At 37.0% G+C, this 16,207-nt stretch carries 11 protein-coding genes and 1 pseudogene; 3 read left to right on the top strand and 9 right to left on the bottom strand.

Annotated elements, in window-relative coordinates; genetic code table 11:
- Positions 1-12: 12 nt before the first annotated feature.
- From PQG52_RS06370 to PQG52_RS06350, 5 genes and pseudogenes are all read right to left on the bottom strand, one after another.
- A complete protein-coding gene (locus PQG52_RS06370; RefSeq protein WP_271828543.1) occupies positions 13-1,677 on the bottom strand; it encodes an NAD(P)-binding protein in 1,665 nt (554 codons plus the stop codon).
- A 358-nt stretch (positions 1,678-2,035) separates the two neighbouring features.
- On the bottom strand, positions 2,036-3,019 hold the full coding sequence (gene gnd, locus PQG52_RS06365; RefSeq protein ID WP_271789880.1) for a phosphogluconate dehydrogenase (NAD(+)-dependent, decarboxylating): 984 nt from the start codon (positions 3,017-3,019) through the stop codon (positions 2,036-2,038).
- A 76-nt stretch (positions 3,020-3,095) separates the two neighbouring features.
- Positions 3,096-5,958 (bottom strand): annotated as a pseudogene (locus PQG52_RS06360) (bifunctional transaldolase/phosoglucose isomerase).
- Positions 5,959-6,080: 122 nt separating this feature from the next.
- Complete coding sequence (gene tkt / locus PQG52_RS06355) at positions 6,081-8,153, bottom strand: transketolase (RefSeq protein ID WP_271828541.1); 2,073 nt, start codon at positions 8,151-8,153, stop codon at positions 6,081-6,083.
- 294 nt (positions 8,154-8,447) lie between these two features.
- Positions 8,448-8,618, bottom strand: a complete 171-nt coding sequence (locus PQG52_RS06350; protein WP_271828540.1) for a hypothetical protein — start codon at positions 8,616-8,618, stop codon at positions 8,448-8,450.
- Between the two features lie 1,029 nt (positions 8,619-9,647).
- Between PQG52_RS06350 and PQG52_RS06345 the strand changes: the two genes are divergently transcribed.
- The 3 genes from PQG52_RS06345 (at position 9,648) to PQG52_RS06335 (ending at position 13,158) form a co-directional block, all read left to right on the top strand.
- On the top strand, positions 9,648-10,175 hold the full coding sequence (locus tag PQG52_RS06345) for an ankyrin repeat domain-containing protein (protein ID WP_340222230.1): 528 nt from the start codon (positions 9,648-9,650) through the stop codon (positions 10,173-10,175).
- Positions 10,176-10,198: 23 nt separating this feature from the next.
- A complete protein-coding gene (hisC, locus tag PQG52_RS06340) occupies positions 10,199-11,272 on the top strand; it encodes a histidinol-phosphate transaminase (protein ID WP_271828624.1) in 1,074 nt (357 codons plus the stop codon).
- Between the two features lie 335 nt (positions 11,273-11,607).
- A complete protein-coding gene (locus PQG52_RS06335; RefSeq protein WP_271828539.1) occupies positions 11,608-13,158 on the top strand; it encodes a carbohydrate porin in 1,551 nt (516 codons plus the stop codon).
- Between the two features lie 100 nt (positions 13,159-13,258).
- Here PQG52_RS06335 and PQG52_RS06330 read toward each other — a convergent pair whose 3' ends face one another.
- From PQG52_RS06330 to PQG52_RS06315, 4 genes are all read right to left on the bottom strand, one after another.
- Positions 13,259-13,666 carry a hypothetical protein gene (locus PQG52_RS06330; RefSeq protein WP_271828538.1) on the bottom strand — a complete coding sequence of 136 codons (408 nt, stop codon included), beginning with the start codon at positions 13,664-13,666 and terminating at the stop codon, positions 13,259-13,261.
- A gap of 92 nt (positions 13,667-13,758) precedes the next feature.
- Positions 13,759-14,403, bottom strand: coding sequence for a dihydroxyacetone kinase subunit DhaL (gene dhaL, locus PQG52_RS06325; protein WP_271828536.1), 645 nt, complete (start codon positions 14,401-14,403; stop codon positions 13,759-13,761).
- Between the two features lie 4 nt (positions 14,404-14,407).
- Positions 14,408-15,412: a dihydroxyacetone kinase subunit DhaK gene (locus PQG52_RS06320; RefSeq protein ID WP_271828535.1), complete on the bottom strand. Its 1,005-nt coding sequence runs from the start codon at positions 15,410-15,412 to the stop codon at positions 14,408-14,410.
- Between the two features lie 38 nt (positions 15,413-15,450).
- Complete coding sequence (locus tag PQG52_RS06315) at positions 15,451-16,206, bottom strand: SDR family oxidoreductase (RefSeq protein WP_271828534.1); 756 nt, start codon at positions 16,204-16,206, stop codon at positions 15,451-15,453.
- Position 16,207: the final 1 nt, after the last annotated feature.

Below are 16,207 nucleotides of genomic sequence, written 5' to 3'. Positions count from 1 at the left end.
TTATTCCCTATCTTATACACGTTGCTCTGTAACCATATCAATTGCTTGACATGGACATGTTTCAAAACAAGCAGAACATCCCGTACAGCGATCCATATCCACTGCATACCCATTTCCTGGGCCTAATTTTGTCAAGGCCTGCTCTGGACATGCAGCCAAACAGTTATCACACTCATAACAATTTCCGCATGACAGACAACGTTGTGCTTCATACACAGCTTCATCTTCTGAAAAACCAATTAATGTTTCTTTGAAACCAATACGTTCTTCAACAGGCAATTCTTTTTGAATAGTTTGTGGGGTTTCTGCTAATAAAGGTAAATGTAAATCTTTATAGTAAGAAATTGGATTTTTAGGTGGAATTTGATAGGCATTGGCACTTAACCAACCATTAATAAATCTGGCTGCTTTTTTGCCCAAACCGACTGCGGTTGTCACACTGCGTGGTCCACGAATTGCATCACCACCAGCAAAAACGCCGGCTGCACCTGTCATCATATCAGAACCAACAACAATCGTACCATCTGGGTTTAACTCAATGCCAGCCACATTGCTTAAGAAGCTGCTTTCAGGTCTTTGCCCCAATGCCATAATCACTGTATCCATTGGCATATCTTCAAATTCTTCTGTAGGCTCTGGACGACCGGTATCGCCAACAACCATTTTTCTTAACACAACTTTATTTTTTTCGATCGAAGCAATCGTGCTCATGCATTTAAATTCAGTGCCTTCGGCATCAGCATCCACGATTTCAAAATCATGTGCCTCCATATGAGGACGATCCCAAAAGAAAATGATCTTAACGGTTTTTGCACCCATACGAAATGCTGAACGTGCAGCATCCATCGCAGTATTCCCTGCACCGTAAACCAATACATTTTCACCGACCTTAGGCTCATTTCCTGCGCTGACATCATGTAAAAATTCAGCCGCAGATAAAACATGAGACCCTTCTTGTGTAGGGATATCAATTAAAGAAGGTTTTCCCGCACCAATCCCAAGGAACACAGCATCAAACTTACCATCTTTTCTTTCTTGTTCCAGATCAGCAACACGGTGATTACAAACGATCTTAACGCCCATTCCGACGATACGATCAATGTCTTGTTTTAAAATATCACGAGGTAAGCGATAAGCTGGAATACCATATTGCATCATACCACCTGGTATCGAAAAAGCCTCTCTTATTTCGACTTCATGACCCATGCGACGCAAATGATAGGCTGCTGATAATCCACCAGGACCCGCACCCACGATTAAAATACGCTTACTATTTTTATTTTCTGCAATAGGAACTTGCCATCCACTGGCATTTGCCATATCCCCTAAAAATCGTTCAACGGCATGAATAGTAATAGAACCATCCAAATCACCACGATTACAGGAATCTTCGCAAGGGTGATAGCAAGCACGTCCGTGGACTGCTGGCATTGGATTATTCATCAAAATATGTTCCCAAGCAGCTTGGAATTGACCAGCTTGAGCCAGAGATAGCCATCCTTGAATATCCTCACCAGCTGGGCAGGCATGATTACAAGGAGGTAAATGATGATTATAAACGGGGACTACCGTTCGAACTGGCCCAGCAAAGTCCTTTTTCTCCATATTGATCTGAGGACTCATATCATGTTGTTTGATTGTCATACCATGACCTCCTTGTAAGGAATAGGCATTCACAATGTCATTCCTTGTTATTTTGTTTCTTGAATAATAAAATTATTTTTGATTTCGATATATATCGAATGAATAGTATAATTATGCTTTATACTTAAACTGAGAAAATATGACTATTGCTTCATAAATTCTTCACCTTTTAATCCCTAATAATAACTGCACAACAGCTCTTCACCAGCATTCTATAATAAAATATTGTAAAGAATATATAACAAATAGTTTACTTTTTTATAAAAGAAAATAAAAACTCATATAAAATTATAAAATTATTTTTTTACTGCAAATAACGAAATAAATGGCATAAAAAAAAGCCTTAATCTTTATGATTAAAGCTTTTATTTCAATAAAATTTGTATTTATTTTATTTTTTTTCTACGTGCCCACCAAATCCAAAACGCATTGCTGATAACATTTTCTCAGCATATGTATTTCCTGAACGAGAACGGAAACGTGTAAATAACGCAGCTGTAATAACTGGAGCAGGAACTGCCTCTTCAATTGCAGCTTCGATTGTCCAACGACCTTCACCTGTATCAGCAACATCCCCTTGGAATTTAGATAAATCGCCATCAACAGCCAAAGCATCTGCACAAAGATCTAATAACCATGATGGAATAACGCTGCCACGACGCCATACTTCAGCAATATCAGCCATATTTAAATCAAAACGTTGTTCTTCTGGTAAACGATCTGATCCTTTCATACGCATAATATCGAACCCTTCTGCATAGGCTTGCATCATTCCGTATTCGATACCGTTATGAACCATTTTTACAAAATGACCAGAACCTGCTGGACCACAATGTAAATATCCTTTTTCTGCACGTGGGTTCAAGTTTGAACCACGATTTTTTGTACGAGGAATATCGCCCATTCCAGGTGCCAAAGAATCTAGAATTGGATCAATATGATCAACCGCTTCTTGATTACCACCATACATCATGCAATAACCGCGTTCTAATCCCCAAACGCCACCTGATGTACCAACGTCGACATAATGAATACCTTTGGCATGCAAGATTTTTGCACGACGTACATCATCTTTATAACAAGTGTTACCACCATCAATAACGATATCGCCTTTGCTCAGCATATTGCCAAGTGTTTCAATCGCTTTTTCCGTTACATCACCAGATGGTAACATGACCCAAATAATTTTAGGAGAAGGAAGTGATGCAACTAATTCTTCTAAATTATCTGCAATTGCACTTTTAGGAGCTTCAGCATGAACTTTTTCACTAACTGCACGTGTACGATTTAACAATACAACTTCATGACCATGACGAGCCAAACGGATAGCCATATTGCCACCCATTCTACCTAAGCCATACATACCTAATTTCATAATAATTTCCTTTAAATTAATGTCATAAAATGAAAGTGCCCTGTATATTATCTTCACAAGGCACGATCTGTTTAAACTACAAAGCGTTCAAAATAGTCTTGCTCAAAGCTTCCAAACCTGACTTCATATCCCCTTTGACGTGAATACGAATAACTCTTCTATCACGTTCTGATAAAACATCAAAATCGCCACGTGCTTGGGCTTCTTTTACAATTCCAAAAGTATATTTTTCTGCTGGAACTGGCAAGTCACTTACATCGTCGACTGTAATTTGTAAAAATACACCTGTTTTAGGTCCACCTTTATAAGCTTGCCCCGTTGAGTGCAAGAAACGAGGACCGAATTCCGCAGCGGTTGCGACTTTTTTCTTGTCACGAATAGCCAGGCGGATCTTTTGAATCCAATCACGCGTTGCAAGATCACGTTCAATATAAGCTAATACACCAACATAATCACCAGCTTGCACTTGTGAGAATAAAGTCTTCAAAGCATCCGTCAAAGATGAAGCATTCTTTAATTTTTCAACTTCAACCTTACCTGCGTAAACTTCAAAATTACCATCACGAACCACAGGAGTAATTTCTGGTAATTTACCATGATCGTTGTAAGCATTGGTAATTTTTTTTGTTTCGATTTTACTTGCTTCAACATCAGGTTGATCGAACGGATCAATTCCAATAAAAGACCCTGCTACAGCTGTTGCGAATTCAGTTTGAAAGAAAACTTGCGTAATTTGGTTCTTATCATGCAAGTTCAACGTAACAACAGGATGACCTGCAGCTTTTAATGCTTCCAATGCTTTTTCTTGAGCAGCATTAACATTACCATTTAAACGCAAATAAATGAATAAACGATCATTTCCGTAATGGTCTGTAGATGTCAATGTTTCTTCATCAATTGGAACAATACCTGTACCAATTTTACCTGTTGATTCAGCCAAGAGTTGCTCTAACCACGCACCCAAAGAGTTAATAGCAGGAGAAGCAACAATCGTGAATTTATCTCTTTTAAATTGTGCTACAGCTGTTCCCCAAATAGCCCCTAACTGAAGACCAATATTCTCAGTCAAAGAACTCTCTGCGGCACATGCTTTTTCCATCTTGTGTGCAGATTCCAACAATGCCTTCAGCGGTAAACCTGCTGCTGCTGCTGGAATAATACCAAAGTTAGATAAAACAGAATAACGTCCACCAATATCTTTTTTGCCATAAAAGATTTTCCAAAAATCATCTTGCTTGGCAACATCTTCCATATGAGAACCAGGATCGGTAACCGTTACAAAATGGCTGCCGACCTGATCGCCAACGACTTTTTTCGCTTCATTATAAAAATAAGCTTTTAAGATATTAGGCTCTAAGGTTCCACCTGATTTTGAAGAAACAATAAATAAAGTTTTTCCTAGATTAACTTTTTGTTGGAAAGTAAAAACCTGTTGTGGGTCCGTGCTATCCAACACATGCAAAGTTGGGAAACCAGCTTGATGACCAAATACTTCGCCAAGAACTTCTGGTCCAAGGCTAGAGCCACCCATTCCTAATAATAGAATATCAGTAAAACCTCTGGCTTTTACTTCATTTTGAAATGCTTCAAGTGCAGCAAGATCACCAATTTGTTCATCGACAATATCGAGCCAACCAAGCCACTTACTTTCATCATTTCCCGTCCAAACAGAAGCATCACGCGCCCAGATTTTTTTGACTTTACCGTCTTTATCCCAAGCGTTTAACCCTTCTTGAACAGCTTTTTCATGATCTGCGGGCAGTGCAGATTGCATTTGAATTAATTGTCCATCCTGCATTGAACTATTTCCCACTTTGTAAAGTTTCTAATTTTTCTTTAACGGATCCTAATAATTGATCAAACGCAGTTGCGAATTGAGCAACACCATCAGTCAATAATTTTTCTGTAACACCAGCCAAATCTAAATTGAGGCGTTGTGCTTCTGACAATATTTTCTTAGCACCCTCAACATCTTTATCTAATGTTTGAGAGGCTGTTCCATGATCACGGAACGCATCCATCGTCGCAGGAGGAATGGTATTTACAGTATCTTGACCAATTAACCCATCAACATAAATTGTGTCTGGGAAAGTCTTGTCTTTACATCCAGTACTTGCCCATAACAAACGTTGTGGTTGTGCGCCTGCAGCAGCAAGTTTTTTCCAACGATCTGTTTTCAAAACTTCCAAATAATGCTGATAAGCCATTTTTGCATTTGCAAGAGCCACTTTGCCACGAAGTGCTTTTAAAGCATCACTGTCTTTGTCACCAGCTGCAACACGAGAATCAATTTCTTTATCAATAGCAACATCAATACGGCTAACAAAGAAAGAAGCAACACTAGCAATATGACCAATTTGATGACCTTTTGCTAAATGCTTTTCTAAACCAGAAATATACGCTTCTAAAACATTTTTATAAGCATCCAAAGAGAATAATAATGTTACGTTTACATTAATGCCTTCAGAAATTGCGGTTTCAATCGCAGGAATGCAAGGAGGGGTTGCTGGAATTTTAATCATCAAATTCTTTTCAGAAACTTGCTTCCATAAACGACGTGCTTCTTCAATGGTTTTTTGACCATCCATCGCAATATAAGGTGATACTTCAAGACTTACATATCCATCCACACCTTTTGTTTTTTCCCATACAGGGAACATTACTTTACAAGTATTCCGAATATCTTCAATCGCTGCAGTTTCATATAATGTCGGAACGTCAGTTACACCTGAAGCAATTAATTCTTTGAATTGTGGATCATATTCTGTGCCATGACCCATTGCTTTTTCAAAAATTGCAGGATTGGAAGTGACACCTTTAAGATTATCTTCATCAACTAATTTTTTCAGACTACCATTTGCAGTAAAAGAACGCTGAATAAAGTCCAACCAAGGAGATTGACCATATTTTTCAAGTTGAACCAGAGGATTTTCAGCCATTTGATGTTTTTCCTTCTAAAATTAATTTATATAAAAACAAATTATGTACTATTGATTTGATATTAGAAATATTAAAGCCCTCTTTTACACGATTGTAAAGAAGGCTTTAATGAGTTTAGGCTTTATTTTTTAAGCTGCTCTTTTGCTGCAGCTAACACATTTTCTAGGGTAAAACCAAAATGTTCGCGTAATTTATCATAAGGTGCAGAAGCCCCAAAACTACGCATTGCAATAATGGTTCCTGTTGGGCCTGCATAACGATCCCAACCGATTGGAGATGCTTGTTCGATCGCAACACGACCTGTGATATGTGGAGGTAATACTTCGTCACGATAAGATTTTGGTTGCTCTTCAAAAATTTCCCATGAAGGCATAGAAACAACACGAGCTTTTTGACCTTCTTTAATCAATACCTCATATGCTTCCATCGCCAACCCAACTTCACTGCCAGATGCAATTAAGATCACTTCAGGCAATTCACCACAACAAGCAACAACATAACCCCCTTTGTGTAACCCTGCAGCAGAGGCGTATTTAGAACGATCAATAGTCGGTAAATTTTGACGGCTCAATGCCAAAATAACAGGATGAGCATGGTTATAATCTTGTCCCATTGCCAATTTCCATGCTTCCACAACTTCATTTGCATCCGCTGGTCGAATTGTACGAATCCCTGGGGTTGCACGGAAATGTGCTAATTGTTCAATAGGTTGATGGGTCGGACCATCTTCACCGACACCAATACTGTCATGTGTAAATACATAAACAATCGGCAAGCCCATAATAGAAGCTAAACGAATTGGGTTTTTCATGTAATCAGAGAAAATAAAGAACCCAGCAGCATAAGTTCTGAGACCACTTAATGCGATACCATTGGCGATTGCACCCATTGCATGTTCACGAACACCGTAATGAATATTACGACCACAAAAAGTACCATTACCTTCTGGATAATCAGGACTTTGGAATACACCTGCGTCAGCAAATTCTAACCAGCTTTTATTTGAAGGTGCAAGGTCAGCAGATCCACCAACCATCCAAGGAATGTTTTTAGCAATTGCGTTCAATACTTTTCCAGAACTTGCACGAGAAGCAACCCCTTTTGGATCAGCCTCAAAAACTGGAATATCTTTATCCCACCCTTTTGGTAAACGATGATGAATAATATCTTCAATTTCTTGAGCAAGTTCTGGATGCTTTGTTTTATATTCAGCAAATAATGCATCCCATTTTTTGCTTGCTTCTGCACCACGCTTACCAATCCCAGCAGCAAAATGTTCTTTGACGCCATCTGCAACATAGAATGTTTTATCTTCAGGCATACCATATACTTTTTTAGTTGCCTTAACTTCATCTGGTCCAAGAGGTTCACCATGAACACCATGTGTACCAGCTTTGTTAGGAGAACCATACCCAATGATACTATCTAAGATAACCAAACTTGGTGCATCAGATGCTTGACGTGCTTCGTTTAATTTAGCTTGAAAATCTGCAATGTTATTTGCATCTTTAACTTCATGAATATGCCAACCTTGAGCTTTGAAGCGTTTTGCAACATCATCTGTAAAGGCAATATTAATATTACCTTCAATAGAAATGCGGTTACGATCATATACCCAAACTAAATTCCCTAATTTCAAGTGACCTGCAACAGAAGCTGCTTCATAAGAAATCCCTTCCATCAAATCACCATCACCACAGAAGGTATAGATGTGATAATCAAACAAAGGAAAACCTTGTTGATTATATCTTGAGGCCAACCATTTTTGTGCAATGGCCATCCCTACAGAAGTTGCCAACCCTTGTCCCAAAGGTCCTGTAGTTGTTTCAACACCAGCTGTGTGACGATATTCTGGATGACCAGGAGTTTTTGAATTAAACTGTCTAAACTGTTCTAAATCTTGTAGAGTCAATGCTGGTTTTTGTTCAACTTTACCATCATGGGTAACATTGTGAATTCCAGCTAAATGAATCATTGAGTATAATAATGCAGAAGCGTGACCACCAGAAAGCACAAAACGATCGCGTGCTGGCCATAATGGATTTGCTGGATCATAATTTAACACGTTATTCCACAGCGCATATGCAGCTGGTGCCAAACCCATTGGTGTTCCAGGATGCCCAGAATTGGCAGCCTGTACTTGGTCAATCGCTAAACCACGAATAGTATTAATACAAAGTTCATCAATATTCATTCAAATATCTCCTAAAAAGTCTTTTATCCTAACTTGAATCCTAGGATACTTAATCTATGATCTTAATACTCATTTTAAAAAAGAAAACAAAAAAACTTTATAAAATAAAATTATTCATTTTTAACATATCAAAAAATGCAAGTATTCATTGCGTTGAAGCCTATTAATCTTTTTTACGTGTCATTATTAGCACAAAAAGATGTTAAAAACTACAAAAAACATTCTTTTTCAATATAAGTATGAATCGTTATTTTACAGTATAGTGGTAGAATGAAACTATGAATAACTATCCAACTATTTTCCAATTACCCCAATAAAAACCGCGACTAGTATTATCCCTCCAATAACAATATTTTCCTCAAGCATGGTACCCATGTAATAGCTACGATCAATAAGCAGATCGCCTTGCGTCCACCGTGCAAACGCACAATAAAAAAAGCTGATTAAAAAATTATTAGACCACAATCTCCTTGTGAGCTTGAGATAATCAAACAATGTCAAAATTTACGTATTGAAAAAACAAATGCTATATTTTGGGATGAGGCAAGTTTACTTGGTCTTCAGCAACCTTATAAAGATCACTTTAACCAATTAATATATATTAGAAAAGTGAAATATTAATCTCTAACAGCCTACTCTCTGTGTCATTTCGATGAGCTGTTATATTAACAAATATGAACGATGTCCCCATCAAATTATGAAGTAAAATTTTAAAACAATACTTATTATTTTAAGGATTATGTAAGTAAACTTGGTTTAAATTTGAGTAAATTACCAATGCCGATCTTATAGAACCATTATAATAATCTCTACGGTTGAAAAAATTGATATACAACAAATCATTTTCAGGAGTTACTTCATAATAATCTATTTGAAAATTTTTCTTAAATTTAAGAAAATTTTCAAAGCCATCTCCGTCTCGAAATGGGTACAAATTAGTCTTGATAGAAAACAATATAGTAAAATATCGGTCTTTAGTATCTTCTAAATGGTCATTATCTGTGACATACGGTGCAGCAAAAAAAATTATATTTTATAAGCTTACCATGATAAATAAACATGGCTAATGTTTTATATTCTTGATCATCAACAGTTTTGTATTTTTGAAGATCAAATGAACTTTACAGGAGTAATATTCACATTTCTTTTTAACAGCCTTAAATAGTTGATCATCTAACGATGGAAACAGGCACATATATAAATAAAATGCACCTATCGATATCCCAGTCGTACAAAGGGAAAATAAAACTACTTTTTTAGTGAATTTATAAGGCAGATATGTAGATATTAACATGTTATTAGGATTTCTTTCTAACGGGATAAAGAATGATAATATTTTAATTTATCTGACAAATTGATCTAGTTCATCAATATAGACATTTTTTAGGCTTTCATGCTGTTTTTAACAAAAATTAAAAAGGATTACTTTCCTTTTTATCCAATAACGATAAAATAAAAACAACACCTATATTTTAGCATGAACAAACAAGGCAAATGATGATGTCCAATTCCCCTCAAAAACCTATTTTTACTCCCGAAAAAATCGAAGCATTATATTTTGACACAGCACGTCAAGGGGAAACGGAATTACTTGCTGAATTTATCAGGGCTGGCATGGATATTAACCATCAAAATCACGAAGGGCACACTGCACTAATTTTGGCTTGTTATCATAACCAACTTGAAGCGGTTGAATTATTATTAGATAAAGGTGCTGATCCTAATATAGTTGATAACAAAGGTGCCACCGCTTTGACTGGAGTTGCTTTTAAGGGATATATTCCTATCGCACAATTATTAATTAAAGCAGGTGCCAATGTTGATGCTGAAAATAACCTTAGACGTACAGCATTAATGTTTGCAATTTTATTTGGTCGAAATGACATGGCTAAATTTTTAATAGAATCAGGGGCTAATCCACATCATACTGACGGTGAAGGGGTCACCCCTATTCAACTGGCTGAACGCCAAGGGGATGAGGAATTAGTTACCTTATTAAAAACCAAAATTAATATTATCTAAAACTATTATTTCAGGAATTGATGATGAATAATCCATATTGGAGCCCCTTTGTGAATGATATTGTTCCCTATACGCCTGGGGAACAACCAAAAGTAACCAATCTTATCAAACTCAACACAAACGAAAATGCTTATGGTGTTTCACCTAAGGTATTAGATGCCTTAAAGAATGCTGTTGATGACCATCTAAAATTATACCCAGATCCAACATCACAACAGCTTTGCACTGAGCTCGCCAAATTACACTCTGTTAATATTAATAATATTTTTGTGGGTAATGGCTCCGATGAAGTGCTAGGGTTTGCATTTTTTGCGTTATTAAAACACGAAAAGCCTATTTTATTTCCCGATATCACCTATAGCTTTTACCCCGTTTATTGCAATTTATTCAGCATCCACTATAAAACAATTCCTCTAACGGATAATTTTGAAATTAATCTTCAAGAGTATGAAAAAGAAGATTGTGCTGGAATTGTCATTACCAATCCCAATGCACCAACAGGATTATTGCTGAACCCACAATTAATAAAAAAATATCTTATCGAACACCCACAGCAAGTCGTTATTGTTGATGAAGCCTATATTGATTTTGGAGGGGAATCAGTTGTTTCATTAATTAATCAATTTCCAAATTTATTAGTTGTAAGAACCTTTTCAAAATTCTATGGGCTAGCTGGACTGAGAGTTGGCTATGCTGTAGGCAATTCCGAACTAATCGAAGGGATAGGGCGGGTTAAAGATAGCTTTAACTCTTATCCTTTGGATAGACTTGCTCAAATTGCAGCAACAACCGCCGTACAAGATATTCAATGGTCTATTGATAATGCTAATCGTATCATTGAAAACAGAGCCTATTTAACCAAATCTCTACAAAAATTAGGATTTAGAGTATTAGATTCAAAATCGAACTTTCTCTTTATTTCCCATTCCAACATTGCTGGAGATAAACTCGCAGCTAAACTAAGAGAAAAGAATATATTAATCCGATATTTCAATACCCCTAGAATAAAAGATTGGCTAAGGGTTACCGTGGGAAATGAAGAAGAATGCAAGATGCTTATTTGGGAAATGAATACTATTTGTGATAATGCACTTTAGCAGCAAGATATAATAATGTTATTGAATTAATAGTTTAAGTAATACATCTATTAAGTAATTATTGATGTATTACTTTGTTTACTATTTTATATATGAAATAAAAAGCTTTAAAATTTGTTATTAAGTAGCAATATAAAATCAGGTATGCCTTCTAATTTTATTGATATTTGCAATAGATATATATAAATTACATAATATTATAATATATATTAGAAAGTATTGTACATAAATATCACAGTATTTATTTACTGGTTATTATCTTTACATATAAATTGACAAAAAAGGATTATAATAGTTGAAATAAGCTAATCTCAATTAATATAAGATTCAATCCCATGACTAAAATCTTAAATCCTTCTTTATGTACTTTTATTGTATGTGGTAAGAAATTAGCATCATATTTTTATTATCTTCCTCTAATCATTATATTTTGCAGCAATCAATCTCATGCTGCTCAGCCCTCTGCATTAACAACTCACGATGCGTCACCATCACCTAATAGCAGCAGCGCAAACCCCACAAAAAAGACACCTCCTCCTGCGAAAGTTCTGGATCAAGACACAGGGCAACATCCTGAAGACAAGGATATGTTATTAAAAGATATGTGGGGCGTTCGCCCTTGGTTAGCAAATTATGGCATTACCTTTACCGCAGTTGACATTAACGAAGTATGGGGAAACCCTTATGGTGGCAACAAGCAAGGTGCTGCATATGAAGGCATGACCACGTTGACTTTGAACTGGGATCCTGAGAAAATTTTGGGAATAAAACATGGACTGTTTAATATCAGTGGTATGCAAATCAGAGGTCGGCAATTCACAGCAGAGAATCTTAGCAACCTTAATAATATCAGTGGTATCGAAGCCAATCGTTCCACAAGGCTATGGGAACTATGGTACCAACAAGGATTTTGGGATGACAAATTTACAGTACGTATCGGTAAATTGAGCTTAGATCAAGAATTTAATATCAGCGATTATGCCACTATGTTTATGAATGCTTCCTTTGGTTGGTCGATGGTCAGCTCTGTTGATACCTATAGCGGTGGAGTAGACTATCCTCTGGCTGCTCCTGGTATTCGATTTGCTTTTCAGCCCAATGAAAATTGGACAAATTTATTTGCAATTACCAATGACAATCCAAATAATGTTCCTTTTTGTAATCCATCAGGGGCATTTACATGTGATCCACAAGCAAAACATCTTTCTGGAACGCATTTTAATTTTACAACGGGTGTGTTTATTATCAATGAGCTGCAATATCATTTAAACCCTGCTCCTGATGATAAGGACAAATTAGCATCGACAGGATATCCAGGAACTTACAGGATTGGCGCTTATTTTGACAGCGCCGGTTTTCCCGATCAACGATATAATGCGCAAAAACTACCGCTTGCTGATCCTGACAATGCCCAAACTATGTGGAAACATCGTCATAATTGGTCTCTCTATGGAATCATCGACCAAATGGTGTGGCGTAATAAAAATAGAAACCATTCTATAGGTCTATTTGGTCGTATTCAAACTTCACCAGGAGACCGTAGCCCTGTTAATCTTGGTGGCGATGCTGGGATTGTCTATAAAGGTATGTTTAATAGGGAAGATGACTCTATTGGTTTTGCTTGGGGATTTGGTCGCTTTGGAGATCGAGCCAGACAATATGATCGTGATTATCGCTATTTCAATAATGATCCCTCATGGCGCATCAGAAGAACAGAACACCACATAGAATTAGCATGGCAAATCCAAGCAACCCCATGGTGGGAAGTCAAACCAGATTTTCAATATATATTTAATCCTGGTGGGGGATTAAATTTAGAAGAAGGTTACCATAAACGCATTCAAAATGAAGCTATATTTGGATTAAGATCGACAATTAATTTTTAAATCTTTTTGATCTCTCTATATCTTTTCAATGAATAAATAGAGAGATCAATATGCCAAAAGCTTAAGAGATATTTATAGTGAATGCTTTTGCTGACGAATATTATCGGCTATCCCAATGCAAATTATTCCATCGCATCTCTTTATAATAGCCTTGTTGAATTTTCTTAAAAATTGCTGAAGGTTTATCCTGTGTAAGATAATTGAAATGCAAAATAGAATCTTGACCTTCTAAAAACATATGTAAGATTGGCGTTATAGATGAAATTATATAACGAGGTCTATAATTTTCCTCTTGCGCTACAACAGCACAAATTAAAGGACGATTTGTAGCAACAACCCAGCATGCTTTACCATCACTAATCCTTGGAAGATCATATTGTTGTGATAATATCGTTAACAGTTCATGCATAGTCATTTTAACGCTACATGAATAGTTTCTTCGATGATCTACAATATCATCTGCCATACAAACACTATCACGATCAATCACTACATCAATACATTGCATGATAATCATCTCTTATAAACATATAAAAAAACCGTGACCTCTTAAAAGAAGACACAGTTCTTTTAACATTTAACAAGAATAATCAAGGAGAATTATTTAATTCTTGCTTCTAGACTGTCAGCGAGTTGAGTTACCAATAAACAACATGATGTCGCACCAGCATCCAAAACGCCTTTTGAACGTTCACCCAAACGGCTTGCACGGCCAATTTTAGCCACTAAATCTTTGGTTGAATCACGACCTTTGGCAGCAGCATCTTTCATAATATTCAATGCTTCTTTAAAAGTTTTACCGTCTTTCACTGCTTGTTGAAAAGTTTCGACCGCAGGAAATAATGTATCGACTAAACATTTATCACCCTTTTGAGCTGGGCTGATATCTTGAAGTTCACTCATCCCATTCACCAACATGGCTTGAACATCTTCTTTGGTGAGTTCAGTTTTACCTTGAATACTGTCTGACCAACCGGTGAAGATACAGCCATATAATGGCCCCATAGAACCACCAATGCCTTCCATCAAAGAATCACTAAGTTCAGCCAAGGCTTCTGATAAAGTTAATTCCTTACCATCAATACGGGTTTTACAAATATTGAACCCTTTAGCCATGTTAATACCATGATCCCCATCCCCGATCGCACCATCGATTTCACTTAAGTAATCCCGATTGCTAACGATCACATTGATCAGATCATTAACGATATCAACACCATTTTTAATAACAACAACTTCAGACATTTTATTAACCTTGAACCATACCTAGAGAATGAACAGGAGCATCAACAAGTTTCTTCAACTCGTCATCTAATTTCATCATAGAAAGGGTAACACCCATCATTTCAAGCGAAGTGAAATAGTTGCCCACGTAGCTACGATGAACCTTAACGCCTTTTTCTTTTAAAATACGATCAACTTCAGCATAATAAATATACAGCTCCATCGTAGGGGTCGCACCCAAACCAGAAACCAAGACAACAACTTCAGAACCGGCTTCAAAAATACCCTCTTTTAAAATTGGTTCTAACATAGTTGCTGCCATTTCTTTAGCAGGTTGTAGTGGAACAACATTGATACCAGGCTCACCATGATGACCGATACCAACTTCCATCATTCCATTATCAATGTTGAAATTAGGATGACCAACAGCTGGAATAATACAAGAGCTTAATCCAACCCCAATAGAACGACAATTATCAATTGCTTTTTGAGCAGCTGCAATCACGCCATCAAGGTCGTAACCGGCCGCTGCAGCTGCACCACCTACTTTCCACATCAAAATTTCGCCAGCAACGCCACGACGTTTTTCTTTTTCTGTGATTGGTGCAGAAGCAACATCATCATTAGCAACCACTGTTTTTACAGTAATACCAGCAGCAGCAGCTTTTTTCACTGCCATTTTGACATTCATATTGTCGCCAGCATAATTTCCGTATAAGCACGCAACGCCAGCGCCACCATCAGCAGCTTTCATCGCGTCAAGAAAAGCACCTGCGGTTGGTGAAGAAAAGATTTCACCAATAGCAACAGCATCCACCATGTTTTTACCAACATAGCCCAAGAAAGCAGGCTCATGACCAGAACCACCACCAGTGACAATCCCAACTTTTCCTTGTTGTGGAATAGAAGGATATTTCAATACTCTTTCGTGATTTGTTTTGGAAAAAAACTCTGGATGAGCAGCAACATATCCTTCAATCGCATCTTCTACAACAAGATTAGGGTCGTTAATTATTCTGTTCAATTTCATAATTTATTCACTTCTATTTAAGTAACATGTATGTGATCTTACTGAATTGTAAAACCACCATCAATAACTAAATTTGCACCATTAATAATAGACGCTTCACTGCTTGCCAAATACACAGCAGCAGCAGCAATTTGATCTGGTTCAGCAAAACGGCGTGATGGAATTTTTGCTTTGAACTCATCCCCCACAGCACCAGCCCACACCGTTTTACCCATTGCCGTTAAGACAACAGTCGGAGAAATCGAATTCACATTGATATTGGATGGTCCCCATTCCAAAGCCAATACTTTGGTTAAACCAATAACACCCGCTTTGCTGGCACAATATGAAAGATGGTTTGGAAGTGCGACAACACCTGCTTGAGAAGCAAAGTTAATGATAGAACCTTGCTTTTGTTTTAGCATCACTTTACCGACAGCTTGAGAAACAAAGAATGTTCCTTTGAGATTAATCGCAATCGTTGCATCCCAACCTTCTTCACTGACATCCTCAGCAGCATCTAATATTGCCACCCCAGCACAATTCACTAAAATATCAATACGACCATAATGATCGACGACTGCTTTGATGGTTTGATCAATTTGATCTTTCTTGGTTACATCAAGTTGTAATCCAATTACATTTTCTGCATTCAATTCTTTGGCGATTTCTGCAATATTTTCTGCACGATCTAGTAGTGCAACTTTAACATTTTTTTCTAGATAAGCCTTGGCAATTTCATTACCAATCCCTGCACCACCACCTGTAATGACAGCAACTTTTCCAGATAAATCGAACATTTCTTTTTGAGACATG

The sequence above is a fragment of the Commensalibacter communis genome (assembly GCF_947179105.1).
Lineage (GTDB): Bacteria > Pseudomonadota > Alphaproteobacteria > Acetobacterales > Acetobacteraceae > Commensalibacter > Commensalibacter communis.
Note: the sequence above shows the minus strand (reverse complement) of the source record. Positions and strands in the feature narration are given on the sequence as shown.